13 protein-coding genes are annotated in these 12,916 nt (G+C 60.3%); 10 read left to right on the top strand and 3 right to left on the bottom strand.

Annotated features, from left to right (window positions below; genetic code table 11):
- Positions 1 to 2 precede the first annotated feature (2 nt).
- Complete coding sequence (locus tag ABIA48_RS18330) at positions 3 to 557, top strand: tetratricopeptide repeat protein (RefSeq protein ID WP_429490400.1); 555 nt, start codon at positions 3 to 5, stop codon at positions 555 to 557.
- A 171-nt stretch (positions 558 to 728) separates the two neighbouring features.
- Here ABIA48_RS18330 and ABIA48_RS18325 read toward each other — a convergent pair whose 3' ends face one another.
- On the bottom strand, positions 729 to 1,058 hold the full coding sequence (locus tag ABIA48_RS18325; protein ID WP_003185742.1) for a DUF1820 family protein: 330 nt from the start codon (positions 1,056 to 1,058) through the stop codon (positions 729 to 731).
- A 133-nt stretch (positions 1,059 to 1,191) separates the two neighbouring features.
- Between ABIA48_RS18325 and miaB the strand changes: the two genes are divergently transcribed.
- From miaB to lnt, 5 genes are all read left to right on the top strand, one after another.
- Positions 1,192 to 2,520: a tRNA (N6-isopentenyl adenosine(37)-C2)-methylthiotransferase MiaB gene (miaB, locus tag ABIA48_RS18320; RefSeq protein WP_429490398.1), complete on the top strand. Its 1,329-nt coding sequence runs from the start codon at positions 1,192 to 1,194 to the stop codon at positions 2,518 to 2,520.
- Positions 2,521 to 2,735: 215 nt separating this feature from the next.
- On the top strand, positions 2,736 to 3,743 hold the full coding sequence (locus ABIA48_RS18315) for a PhoH family protein (RefSeq protein WP_007993992.1): 1,008 nt from the start codon (positions 2,736 to 2,738) through the stop codon (positions 3,741 to 3,743).
- The gene (gene ybeY, locus ABIA48_RS18310; protein WP_429490396.1) at positions 3,736 to 4,230 is read left to right on the top strand and encodes an rRNA maturation RNase YbeY; all 495 of its coding nucleotides are present in this window, start codon (positions 3,736 to 3,738) and stop codon (positions 4,228 to 4,230) included. The genes ABIA48_RS18315 and ybeY overlap by 8 nt, the downstream gene beginning before the upstream one ends.
- A gap of 5 nt (positions 4,231 to 4,235) precedes the next feature.
- Complete coding sequence (locus ABIA48_RS18305; protein ID WP_429490394.1) at positions 4,236 to 5,075, top strand: HlyC/CorC family transporter; 840 nt, start codon at positions 4,236 to 4,238, stop codon at positions 5,073 to 5,075.
- A gap of 8 nt (positions 5,076 to 5,083) precedes the next feature.
- Positions 5,084 to 6,607 carry an apolipoprotein N-acyltransferase gene (gene lnt, locus ABIA48_RS18300; protein ID WP_429490392.1) on the top strand — a complete coding sequence of 508 codons (1,524 nt, stop codon included), beginning with the start codon at positions 5,084 to 5,086 and terminating at the stop codon, positions 6,605 to 6,607.
- 140 nt (positions 6,608 to 6,747) lie between these two features.
- Here the strand turns inward: lnt and ABIA48_RS18295 are convergent, their stop codons facing one another.
- Positions 6,748 to 7,506, bottom strand: a complete 759-nt coding sequence (locus tag ABIA48_RS18295; RefSeq protein WP_429490390.1) for a YdcF family protein — start codon at positions 7,504 to 7,506, stop codon at positions 6,748 to 6,750.
- Between the two features lie 104 nt (positions 7,507 to 7,610).
- Positions 7,611 to 7,931, bottom strand: coding sequence for a hypothetical protein (locus ABIA48_RS18290; protein ID WP_103396538.1), 321 nt, complete (start codon positions 7,929 to 7,931; stop codon positions 7,611 to 7,613).
- Between the two features lie 281 nt (positions 7,932 to 8,212).
- On the opposite strand from ABIA48_RS18290, the gene leuS reads away from it, so the two are divergent.
- From leuS to arfA, 4 genes are all read left to right on the top strand, one after another.
- Positions 8,213 to 10,819 carry a leucine--tRNA ligase gene (gene leuS / locus ABIA48_RS18285; RefSeq protein ID WP_429490387.1) on the top strand — a complete coding sequence of 869 codons (2,607 nt, stop codon included), beginning with the start codon at positions 8,213 to 8,215 and terminating at the stop codon, positions 10,817 to 10,819.
- 87 nt (positions 10,820 to 10,906) lie between these two features.
- Positions 10,907 to 11,512, top strand: coding sequence for an LPS assembly lipoprotein LptE (gene lptE, locus ABIA48_RS18280; protein WP_204933493.1), 606 nt, complete (start codon positions 10,907 to 10,909; stop codon positions 11,510 to 11,512).
- 39 nt (positions 11,513 to 11,551) lie between these two features.
- A complete protein-coding gene (gene holA, locus ABIA48_RS18275; protein ID WP_429490385.1) occupies positions 11,552 to 12,589 on the top strand; it encodes a DNA polymerase III subunit delta in 1,038 nt (345 codons plus the stop codon).
- 140 nt (positions 12,590 to 12,729) lie between these two features.
- Entirely contained in the window at positions 12,730 to 12,894 is a 165-nt protein-coding gene (arfA, locus tag ABIA48_RS18270; RefSeq protein WP_007990624.1) for an alternative ribosome rescue factor ArfA, read from the top strand.
- The last annotated feature ends 22 nt before the right edge of the window (positions 12,895 to 12,916 follow it).

Raw genomic sequence — 12,916 nt, 5'->3', positions numbered from 1 at the left:
CCATGAACCGCACCGGCCGCACCCTTGCACTGGGCTGCCTGTTGCTTCTTCAGCCCCTGCTCGCGCACGCACAAGCAGGCGGCAACTCGTTGTTAATCCCAGCGATGGGTCGCTGCACCCTCAATACCCAGCCGCAAGATCTGGAACAGGCGCTCGCCGCCTGCCGGAAAGCGTCGGATGAAGGGGATGCGCAAGCGCAATACGAGTTGGGTGAGTTCTACTACGAAGGTAAAAACGCGCCACGCGACCTCAATCAAGCCCTGAGCTATTTCGAAAAGGCTTCATTGCAAGGCCATGCCCAGGCGCAATTCAAGCTCGGCACCATGTTCTTCCACGGTGAAGGCGTGCAGGCCAATAACGTCCAGGCTTATATCCTGCTGAAGATGGCGGCGGTCAATGGCGCCGAAGATGCCCTGGATACCGCCGACGAAGTCACCGAAAAAATGCCCCGCGAAGAGCTGGAGCTTGCTACCCAGGTGCTCGGGCAAATTTTCCGTAAATACCTGATGGAATTGCAAAGCGCTGACGGGCGCACGCCTTTCGCGCCACTGCCCTGACAGCAACTCGGCCCCCTGTGGCGAGGGGGCTTGCCCCCGTTCGGCTGCGCAGCAGTCGTAAAATCGAAAAATGCAGTATGCCTGGAAGAATGCTGTGGCCGGATTTGGGGCCGCTTCGCGACCCAACGGGGGCAAGCCCCCTCGCCACAATGCTCACCACACCACAGAGCCTTACTTCTCAGGCATCGGCATCGGAAACGGCATGACATTGCCGACCGCGCCACGGGCTTCGCTGATTTTCGGTGTCCCCAGACGCTCGACTTCGTCGATACGCACGATCGAATGCATCGGCACAAAACTGCGCACCACGCCCTCGAACTGAGCCTTGAGCTTTTCTTCGCTCGGATCGACGACCACTTGCGTGCGCTCGCCAAAGACGAACTCTTCCACTTCCAGAAAGCCCCACAGATCACTTTGATAGATCTGCTTGGCGTACATTTCGAACACCTGGCCCTGGTTGAGGAAAATCACCTTGTAGATTGGAGCTTCACGTTTGGTCATGGTGGGCGGGTAACAAATCGGGGTAAAAATGAGGGCGCGAACTATAGCACAGCCGTCGGACGCGCAACGGTAGGAACCTCGGGACATGTTCCCTATAATGCGCGGTTCTTTGAATCAGGTGATGACTCTTTCCATGGCCAAGAAGCTTTACATCGAAACCCACGGTTGCCAGATGAACGAGTACGACAGCTCGCGCATGGTCGATCTGCTGGGCGAACATCAGGCCCTGGAAGTCACCGCCCGCGCTGAAGACGCCGACGTGATCCTGCTCAACACCTGCTCGATCCGCGAACGTGCACAGGACCGCGTCTATTCCCAACTCGGACGCTGGCGCGAACTGAAACTGGCCAATCCGGACATGGTGATCGCCGTCGGCGGTTGCGTGGCCAGCCAGGAAGGCGCAGCCATCCGTGACCGCGCGCCATATGTCGACGTGGTCTTCGGCCCGCAGACCCTGCATCGCCTGCCGGAAATGATCAACGCCGCGCGCATCAGCAAGCTGCCGCAAGTCGACGTCTCGTTCCCGGAAATCGAAAAATTCGACCATTTGCCCGAGCCGCGCATCGACGGCCCGAGCGCTTACGTGTCGGTCATGGAAGGTTGCAGCAAGTACTGCACGTTCTGCGTGGTGCCCTACACCCGCGGCGAAGAGGTCAGCCGGCCGTTCGACGACGTGATTGCCGAGATCATTCACCTGGCCGAAAACGGCGTGCGCGAAGTGACGCTGCTGGGACAGAACGTCAACGGCTATCGCGGCCTCACCCATGACGGGCGCCTGGCTGATCTGGCCGAGCTGATCCGCGTGGTCGCCGCTGTCGATGGCATCGACCGCATCCGTTACACCACGTCGCATCCACTGGAATTCTCCGACAGCCTGATCCAGGCCCATGCCGACGTGCCGGAGCTGGTCAAGCACCTGCACTTGCCGGTGCAATCGGGCTCGGACCGCATCCTCGCGGCGATGAAGCGCAACCACACCGCACTGGAATACAAATCCAAACTGCGCAAGCTGCGCGCCGCCGTGCCGGGGATCTGCATCAGTTCGGACTTCATCGTTGGCTTCCCGGGCGAGACCGAAAAAGACTTCGAACAAACCATGAAGCTGATTGCCGACGTCGGTTTCGACTTTTCCTACTCATTCGTCTACAGCCAGCGCCCGGGCACACCGGCCGCCGACCTGGCCGATGAAACCCCGGAAGAACTGAAAAAAGAACGCCTGAACGCCCTGCAACATCGCCTGAACCAGCAAGGCTTCGAGATCAGCCGACAAATGGTCGGTTCGATCCAGCGGATCCTGGTGACCGATTACTCGAAAAAAGACCCCGGCGAGCTGCAAGGCCGGACCGAGAATAACCGTATCGTCAACTTCCGCTGCGACAATCCGACCCTGATCGGCCAGTTCGCCGACGTGCACATCGATGCCGCACAGCCGCACTCACTGCGGGGTTCGCTGATCCAGTAACATCGAATATCCCTGTGGGAGCGGGCTTGCTCGCGAAGGCGGTCTGTCAGCACCATTAATGTCGACTGACACTCCCCCTTCGCGAGCAAGCCCGCTCCCACAGGTACAGCGTCAGAGACGGGAATCGGGTTGCCTCATTTAAGAGCTTTCGCACCCACGCCACTGGCGTTATCCTTGATTTCATCCCAATTGCCCCAGGGCGGCTAAATACGACCTTGAACGCACCCATAGAACCACATCGTTTCATCCTCGAGCCTTTTGAAGCTCGCCGCTTCGCCAATCTGTGCGGGCAATTCGACGAGCATTTGCGCTTGATCGAACAGCGCCTGACCATCGAGATCCGCAATCGCGGAAACCAGTTCGAGCTGATCGGCGAACCCAAACACACCACCTCCGCGGAAAACCTCCTGCGCCGCCTGTACCGGGAAACCAAGGGTACCGAGCTGTCGCCGGACATGGTTCACCTGTTCCTGCAGGAATCGGCCGTCGAAGAGCTGGACAACCACTCCCCCGCCGAACCGTCCGTGGCCCTTCGCACCAAGAAAGGCATGATTCGCCCCCGTGGCTTGAATCAAATACGCTATGTGAAGGAAATCCTCGGTAACGACATCAACTTCGGTATCGGTCCGGCCGGTACCGGCAAGACCTACCTGGCCGTCGCCTGCGCGGTCGATGCGCTGGAGCGCGAGCAGATTCGCCGCATCCTTCTGGTTCGTCCGGCGGTCGAAGCAGGTGAAAAGCTCGGTTTCCTGCCCGGCGATCTCGCCCAAAAGATCGACCCGTACCTGCGCCCGCTCTATGACGCGCTCTACGAAATGCTCGGCTTCGAATACGTCGCCAAGCTGATCGAACGCCAAGTGATTGAAGTCGCACCATTGGCGTACATGCGTGGTCGTACGCTGAACAACAGCTTCATCATTCTCGACGAAAGCCAGAACACCACGGTCGAACAAATGAAGATGTTCCTGACCCGGATCGGCTTCGGCTCCACGGCCGTCATCACCGGGGACATCACCCAGGTCGACCTGCCACGCGGCACCAAGTCCGGCCTGCGCCACGTGATCGAAGTGCTCAAGGATGTGCCGGGCATCAGCTTCACCCACTTCCAGCCCAAGGACGTCGTGCGCCATCCGCTGGTGCAGCGCATCGTCGAAGCCTACGAGCGTTTCGAAAACCATGCGACCGATGATGCAGCCGCCAAGGATAGCCGCCGCGATGCTTGAGCTTGACCTGCAAATCGCCACCGAAGCCAGCGCCCCCAGCGAAGCCGAGTTCCGCCAATGGTGCGAACTGGCGCTGCGCCAGCGTACCGCCGATTCGGAGATGACCATTCGTCTGGTCGACGAAGCCGAAGGCCGCGAGTTGAACCACACCTGGCGGCAAAAGGATTACGCAACTAACGTCTTGTCATTCCCGGCCGATGTGCCGGATGAGTTCCTCGACATCCCGCTGCTGGGCGATCTGGTGATCTGCGTAGCCGTGGTCGAGCGTGAAGCCGCCGAACAGGGCAAGCAACTCAAGGCCCATTGGGCGCACCTGGTGATTCACGGCTGCTTGCATCTGCTCGGTTACGACCATATTGATGACGACGAAGCCGAAGAGATGGAAGCACTGGAACGAACGTTGCTTGCAGAATTGGGCTTTCCCGATCCGTACGCGGACGACGAAACCGATTTATCCCCTACCGAAACAACAAAGGATTCAGAGTAATCGCTATGAGCGAAGATCGATCGAGCAACGGGCAGAAGTCATGGCTGGGTAAGCTCACCCAGGCTTTTGCCCACGAGCCGAAAAACCGCCAGGAGCTGCTGGAGCTGCTGCGCGATGCACACCAGAACAAACTGCTGGACAGCGAAGCGCTGGCCATCGTCGAAGGCGCCATCCAGGTGGCTGACTTGCAGGTCCGGGACATCATGGTCCCGCGCTCGCAAATGGTCAGCATCAAGGCGACCCAGACACCCCGCGAGTTTCTGCCGGCCGTGGTCGAATCGGCCCACTCCCGTTACCCGGTCATCGGCGAAAGCCACGATGACGTGATGGGCGTGTTGCTGGCCAAAGACTTGCTGCCGTTGATCCTCAAGGAGAACGGCGAGAGCTTCAACATCAAGGACCTGCTGCGCCCGGCCACCTTCGTGCCGGAGTCCAAGCGCCTTAACGTGCTACTGCGTGAATTTCGCGCCAACCACAACCACATGGCCATCGTCATCGACGAGTACGGCGGCGTGGCCGGCCTGGTAACCATCGAAGACGTGCTGGAACAAATCGTCGGCGATATCGAAGACGAACACGACGTCGAAGAAGACAGCTACATCAAGCCGCTGCCCAGCGGTGATTTCCTGATCAAGGCCCTGACACCGATCGAGAACTTCAACGAGTTTTTCGACAGTGAATTCTCCGACGACGAGTTCGATACCGTTGGTGGCCTGGTGATGAGCGCGTTCGGGCATTTGCCAAAACGGAACGAAATCACTGAAATCGGCCCGTACCGTTTCCGCATCCTGAACGCCGACAGCCGTCGGATTCACTTGCTTCGCCTGACGCCCATTGCTCGCTAAGGATTGAAATGCGCTGGACAACCCGCCCCGGCTGGCCCGGTAACCTGCTGGCCGTGGCGGCCGGTGCAATCACCACCCTGGCCCTGGCGCCGTTCGATATCTGGCCACTGGCACTGCTCGCCGTCGGCCTGTTCTATGCCGGATTGCGCGAGCTGAGCCCACGCCAGGCACTGGGTCGCGGCTGGTGTTTCGGTTTCGGCCTGTTCGGTGCCGGCACCAGCTGGATCTACTACAGCATTCACCATTTCGGCGGCGCCTCGGTGTTGCTGGCCGGTTTCCTGATGTTGATCTTCACGGCGGCGATTGCCTGGTTCTTTGCGCTGCCCGCCTGGATTTGGACGCGCTGGCTGCGCCGCAATGAGGCGCCGCTGGCCGACGCCCTGGCCTTCGCTGCGCTGTGGGTCGCCCAGGAAGCCTTCCGCGGCTGGTTCCTGACGGGTTTCCCGTGGCTGTATTCCGGTTACAGCCAGCTCGACGGCCCGCTGGCCGGGCTCGCGCCCATCGGCGGGATGTGGCTGATTTCGTTCACCCTGGCCCTGACTGCGGCGTTGATCTACAACGGCCTGCGCCTGGTTCGCACGGGGCGCAAAGGCTTTATCGTTGCCGGTATATTGCTGCTGGCCGGCCCCTGGCTGGTCGGGATGGCACTCAAGCACCACGCCTGGACCAGCCCCTCAGGCCCGCCACTGAGCGTTGCCGCCATTCAGGGCAACATCGAACAAAGCATGAAGTGGGACCCGGCGCAGCTCAACGCGCAACTGGCGCTGTACCGCGACATGAGCTTCAGCTCCAAACGCGTCGATTTGCTCATCTGGCCAGAAACGGCGATCCCGGTGCTCAAGGAGTCCGCCGAGGGCTACCTGAACATGATGGGCAGCTTCGCGGCCGAGCGTAAATCGGCGCTGATCACCGGTGTCCCGGTCCGCATGGAAGTACACCACGAAAAGCGCTTCTTCAATGGCATCACCGTTACCGGTGAAGGCGACGGCACTTATCTCAAGCAAAAACTGGTGCCGTTTGGTGAGTATGTTCCGCTGCAGGATGTGCTGCGCGGGCTGATCGCCTTCTTCGACCTGCCGATGTCGGACTTTGCCCGCGGCCCGGCCGATCAGCCTCTGCTGCAGGCCAAGGGTTATCAGATCGCGCCGTTCATCTGCTATGAAGTGGTCTACCCGGAATTCGCCGCCAGCCTTGCCGCCCGTAGCGACCTGTTGCTGACCATCAGCAACGACACCTGGTTCGGCACCTCCATCGGTCCGCTGCAACACCTGCAGATGGCGCAGATGCGTGCACTGGAGGCCGGCCGCTGGATGATCCGTGCCACCAACAATGGCGTGTCCGGCCTGATCAACCCGTTCGGTCAGATTACCGATCAGATCCCGCAGTTCGAACGCGGCATCCTGTATGGCGAAGTGGTGCCGATGCACAATCTCACGCCGTACCTGGAATGGCGCTCGTGGCCATTGCTCATAGTCTGCGTGTTGTTGTTTGGCTGGGCGCTGATTGCGAGCCGGATGGCCAAAACCGTTTAAGAGCTTCGCGAGCAAGCCCGCTCCCACATTTGATCGGCGTCGTACACAAATACTGTGACCGACTTAGATCCCAGTGTGGGAGCGGGCTTGCTCGCGAAGGCGGCATCACAGGCACCGCATCAATCAGTGCCGACATCACCTCAATAGAACAACGAATAACCGATCTGCCCCACCGCCTCGTTCATCAACTGCCCGTTCTGCCAGATCGCCTTGAACTCCGGCATCCAGCCACCCAGTGGCCGCGCGTTGTCGCCACCCAGAAATCCTACTGGCGCCGGCACCACCTCAAATCCGGCCTTGCGGAAACTCCAGGCCGCTCGCGGCATATGCCAGGCGTGAGTCACCAGCACCACACGCTTGATACCCTGTGGAAGCAACACTTCGGCGCTGAACTGCGCATTTTCCCAGGTCGTGCGGCTGCGCCCTTCCTGCCAGCGCACGGTCACGCCAAAATCATCACGCAAGGAGTCAGCCATCATCTGCGCCTCGCTGGGTGGCGTGCCGTAATGCAAGCCGCCGCTGGTCAGTACCGGCAGGCCGGAAGCCTTGGCCAGTCGCGCGGCAAAGCGCTGGCGCTCCAGGCCAACACCCGTGGGCTGGTCGGCGCCCCAGGCCACGTCACCGCGCTCGCGCCCCGAACCGAGGATCACGATCGCGTCCGCGCGTTGCCCCATGACTGTCCATTCATCGCGGGCCAGCGGTGGCTCACGTTCAAGCAGGCCGGCACTCCACTGCACCACCACCGGCAGGCTCATCAGCCAGAAACCACCCAGCCCCAGAGCAAAGCACGCACCGGCAAGCCTTGGCCTTGAGCGGCGCAACCACCAGGCAAGCAAAAGCAGCAGCAAAAGAACGCCAGGTGGCAAAAGAAGTTGTTTTACGAAATAACGAAAAAGCATCGAGCATCTCCCGGAGATGCCCGAAGCCTAAGTGGGTTAGCGCAATGCGACAATCAATACAGAGGGACTATGCTTCAAAAAATCATGGAGCATGGCTCTGTGCCCTATTTGAACTGCAAAGACCGGACCTTTACCGCGTCTCTGCCGGGAACCTTGTCCTTGAGCCAGATGATCTTGGCTGAACGTGGTGCATCGAGCTGCTTTACCGCCTCAGACAAGCATCCGTGCGTCTCACGTTCACTGCGATCCAGATACGCCTTGACCAGTGCAAACTCTGCGGGGCTCAGGCCACGCAGTTCCAGTTCCAGAGGGCGTTCGTCGCGCAACCGGCTAGCGGTTTTTGCCGCATCCAGGGCCAAGGCCAAACGATCGATCAGCCTTTCGTATAGCTCCGGTTTTGTAGCTTTTTGCTGTGACTCAACCATCCCTCACCTCATTGGAAGATAAGACCTACTCCCCAGTTAGAGCTTAGCTTCCATGAACAAACCGGCTGAACGCCGCGACCAACGGCCCTCGCAGCGGTTTTTGCAGGACGTGCGGCAGCAATCAGGGTTTCCCTCGGCAGAGCGCGGTCATGTATGCTACGGCGCTTCCTGTAACTCCACTTCCAGCTCGGCTGGGCATCGAAAACGCCAATGTGGCGAGATCAGCGTCCAGCGTTGCATTGAAGAGGATTAGGCCACCCCTATTCAGTTCAAAAGTAGCCATGCACGAACAATATCAGCCCCGTGAAATCGAAGCCGCCGCCCAGTCGTTCTGGGACGAGCAAAAGTCCTTTGAAGTCAGTGAACAGCCAGGCAAGGAGACTTACTACTGCCTGTCGATGTTCCCTTACCCCAGCGGCAAGCTACACATGGGGCACGTGCGCAACTACACCATCGGCGACGTGATCTCCCGCTACCAGCGCATGCAAGGCAAGAATGTTCTGCAACCAATGGGTTGGGACGCCTTCGGCATGCCGGCGGAAAACGCCGCGATGAAGAACAATGTAGCGCCCGCCAAGTGGACCTACGAAAACATCGCCTACATGAAAAGCCAGCTGCGCAGCCTGGGCCTGGCGGTGGACTGGTCGCGCGAAGTGACCACCTGTAAGCCGGATTACTACCGCTGGGAACAATGGCTGTTCACCCGTCTGTTCGAAAAAGGTGTGATCTACAAAAAAAGCGGCACCGTGAACTGGGACCCGGTCGACCAGACCGTCCTGGCCAACGAACAGGTGATCGACGGTCGCGGCTGGCGTTCCGGCGCGCTGATCGAAAAGCGCGAAATCCCGATGTATTACTTCAAGATCACCGCCTACGCGGATGAGCTGCTGGAGAGCCTCGACGAACTGACTGGCTGGCCTGAACAGGTCAAGACCATGCAGCGCAACTGGATCGGCAAGTCCCGCGGCATGGAAGTGCAGTTCCCGTACAACGTCGATTCCATCGGCGAAACCGGCGCACTGAAAGTCTTTACCACCCGTCCGGACACCCTGATGGGCGCAACCTACGTTGCCGTGGCCGCCGAACACCACCTGGCGACCCTGGCCGCGCAGAACAATCCTGAGCTGCAAGCGTTCATCGCTGAATGCAAGGGCGGCAGCGTGGCCGAAGCCGACGTCGCCACCCAGGAGAAAAAAGGCCTGCCAACCGGCCTGTTCGTCGAGCACCCGCTGACCGGCGAGAAACTGCCGGTATGGGTCGCCAACTATGTGCTGATGCACTACGGCGACGGTGCGGTGATGGCGGTTCCGGCCCACGACGAACGCGATTTCGAATTCGCCCACAAGTACAACCTGCCGGTTAAATCGGTCGTGCGCACCAGTTCCGGTGACAGCAACCCGGCACCATGGCAAGACGCCTACGGCGAGTACGGCACGCTGATCAATTCCGGCGAGTTCGATGGCCTCGACTTCGCGGGTGCCTTCGACGCCATCGAAGTCGCGCTGATCAAGAAAGAACTGGGCGCCTCGCGTACCCAGTTCCGCCTGCGCGACTGGGGCATCAGCCGCCAGCGTTACTGGGGTTGCCCGATCCCGATCATCCACTGCGGCACTTGCGGTGACGTGCCGGTGCCGGAAGATCAACTGCCTGTCGTGCTGCCGGAAGACGTGGTGCCGGATGGCGCCGGTTCGCCACTGGCGCGCATGCCCGAGTTCTACGAGTGCAGCTGCCCTAAATGCGGCGCGCCGGCCAAGCGTGAAACCGACACCATGGACACCTTCGTCGAGTCCTCGTGGTACTACGCCCGTTACGCCTCGCCGCACTATGAAGGTGGCCTGGTAGAAAAATCGGCGGCCGACCACTGGCTGCCGGTTGACCAGTACATCGGCGGTATCGAACACGCGATCCTTCACCTGCTCTACGCACGTTTCTTCCACAAGCTGATGCGCGACGAAGGCCTGGTGAGCTCCAACGAGCCGTTCAAGAACCTGCTGACCCAGGGCATGGTGATCGCCGAGACTTACTATCGCCGCGAAGCCAATGGCGCTTACACCTGGTTCAACCCGGCCGACGTCGAACTCGAGCGTGACAGCAAAGCCAAGGTTATCAGCGCAAAATTGAAAGCTGACGGTTTGCCGGTGGAAATCGGTGGCACCGAGAAAATGGCCAAGTCAAAGAACAACGGCGTCGACCCACAGTCGATGATTGACCAGTTCGGTGCAGACACCTGCCGCCTGTTCATGATGTTCGCCTCGCCACCTGACATGAGCGCGGAATGGTCTGACTCCGGCGTAGAAGGTTCGCACCGTTTCCTCAAGCGCGTCTGGCGTCTGGCTCAAGCGCACGTCACTCAGGGCCTGCCGGGCAAACTGGACGTCGCCAGCCTGAATGACGAGCAGAAAGCCGTTCGTCGCTCGATCCACCTGGCCATCAAGCAGGCCAGCCAGGACGTCGGCCAGAACCACAAGTTCAACACCGCCATTGCTCAGGTCATGACGCTGATGAACGTGCTGGAAAAAGCCGCGCAAAGCACCGAACAGGATCGCGCACTGATTCACGAAGGCCTGGAAACCGTGACTCTGCTGCTGGCTCCGATCACGCCGCACATCAGCCACGAGCTGTGGAATCAACTGGGTCACGCTGATCCTGTGATCGACGCCGGTTGGCCGGTGCAGGACGACAGCGCACTGGTGCAGGACAGCCTGACGCTTGTCATCCAGGTCAACGGCAAACTGCGTGGCCAGATCGAAATGCCGGCCAGTGCCAGCCGTGAAGAAGTCGAAGCCGCCGCCCGTGCCAACGAGAACGTCCTGCGTTTCGTCGACGGTCTGACCATTCGGAAAGTGATCGTAGTGCCCGGGAAACTGGTCAATATCGTCGCCAGCTAATTGGATCAGGCGCCAGGTGAGCCTGGCGCCGAGTAAAACCTTTCGGGCCGCTTGATCGGCCCACATGGTTTCAAGGGGAGCAACAAGATGATCAAACGCAATCTGCTGGTGATGGGCCTCGCGGTTCTGTTGAGCGCCTGCGGTTTCCAGCTGCGCGGCACCGGCACCGACGAACTGGCGATCAAGGAACTCGACCTGAGTGCCCGCAACGCCTATGGCGAAACCGTGACCCAATTGCGTCAGGTACTGATAGGCAGCGGCGTCAAGGTCTATAACGGCGCACCTTACAAACTGGTGCTGACCAATGAGCAGGAAAGCCAACGCATCCTCAGCTACGCCGGTGCCGGTCGTGCTGGCGAGTACCAGGTGACCACCGTGTTGAACTACGACATCCGTGGTCGCGGTGACCTGCCACTGATGAGCGACAAGCTTGAAGTGCAGAAAATCTACATGCACGACGGCAACAACCTGGTGGGTTCCGACCAGGAAGCCGCAACGGCCCGGACAGAGGCCCGCCGCGAGCTGGTTCAACGCATGATGCTGCGCCTGCAACAACTGAACCCTGGCCAACTGGATCAGTTGCAACAGACTGCCGAAGCCAGGGCCAAGGCTGATGCCGCGGCACTGGAAGCGGCAAAGAAGGCTGAAGCGGAAACCCCGCGTCAGTCGCCTGTCGAACTGCCGCAGCAGTAAGACGTACGGGGCGCTCAGGCGCCCCGTTCGCCCTCTCTTATGAAGCTCGCCCCCGCCCAACTCGCCAAACACCTGCAAGGCGCCCTTGCGCCGGTCTACATCATCAGCGGCGATGACCCGCTGCTGTGCCAGGAAGCAGCCGACGCTATTCGCGCAGCCGCCCGTCAGCAGGGATTCGATGAACGCCAGGTGTTTGCCGCCGACGCCAGTTTCGACTGGGGGACGTTGCTGCAAGCCGGTGCCAGCATGTCGCTGTTCGCCGAAAAACGCCTGCTGGAACTGCGCCTGCCTTCCGGCAAACCCGGCGACAAAGGTGCTGCCGCGCTTATCGAATACTGCTCGCGCCCGGCCGACGACACCGTGCTGCTGATCAGCTTGCCGAAACTCGATGGCAGCGCGCAGAAGACCAAGTGGGGCAAAGCGCTGGTCGAAGGACAGCAGACCCAGTTCGTGCAGATCTGGCCCGTCGATGTCGGCCAGCTGCCGAGCTGGATTCGCCAACGCCTGTCCCAGGCCGGGCTTTCCGCCAGCCAGGACGCCGTTGAGCTGATCGCAGCGCGGGTCGAGGGCAACTTGCTGGCCGCGGCCCAGGAAATCGAAAAGCTCAAACTGATGGCCGAAGGGGGTCAGATCACCGTTGAAACCGTGCAGGCTGCGGTGGCCGACAGTGCGCGCTTCGACGTCTTCGGCCTGACCGATGCGGTGCTCAATGGCGAAGCGGCCCATGCCTTGCGCATGCTCGAAGGCTTGCGCGGCGAAGGCGTCGAGCCGCCGGTGATTCTCTGGGCCCTGGCCCGGGAGTTGCGCCTGCTGGCCAATATTTCGCTGCAATACAGCCAGGGGACGCCGCTGGACAAGGCCTTCAGCCAGGCCAAACCTCCGATCTGGGACAAACGCAAACCGTTGATGAGCAAAGCGCTGCAACGCTACTCGGCGCAACGCTGGGGGCAACTGCTGCTCGAAGCACAGCGCATCGACGCGCAGATCAAGGGCCAGGCGGCCGGTTCGCCGTGGATGAGCCTGAGTCGACTGACGCTGTTGATGGCCGGACAAAAATTGTCGCTGCCTGCAGAGTAATCGCACTTTCTGTAGCAGCTGGCGAAGCCTGCTGCTACAGATGCTTTCTGCAAAACACTGATCCATCCGCGCTATAGACAGAACCCCGACTTCGGCAGATTATTTCCCCCGCAAAACCCACCTTCCCGTGAGATCCGATCATGAGCAAAAAGCCGTCAAAACACGGCCCCAACAAGGCCAAATCCATCATCGCCCAGCCACTGTTCCGCAGCCGCCAGGAACGCCCCGCCAAGGGCAAAGGCAGTTACCGCCGCGAAGCCTTCCAGTCTGACAGCTGGGAGGCTTCTTACTTTCTGGCTGCGTAAAGCAGAACACCCCTTTGACATG

It is taken from the genome of Pseudomonas sp. S30_BP2TU TE3576, assembly GCF_050436025.1.
GTDB lineage: Bacteria > Pseudomonadota > Gammaproteobacteria > Pseudomonadales > Pseudomonadaceae > Aquipseudomonas.
This window is presented reverse-complemented; position numbering and strand designations above follow the sequence as displayed.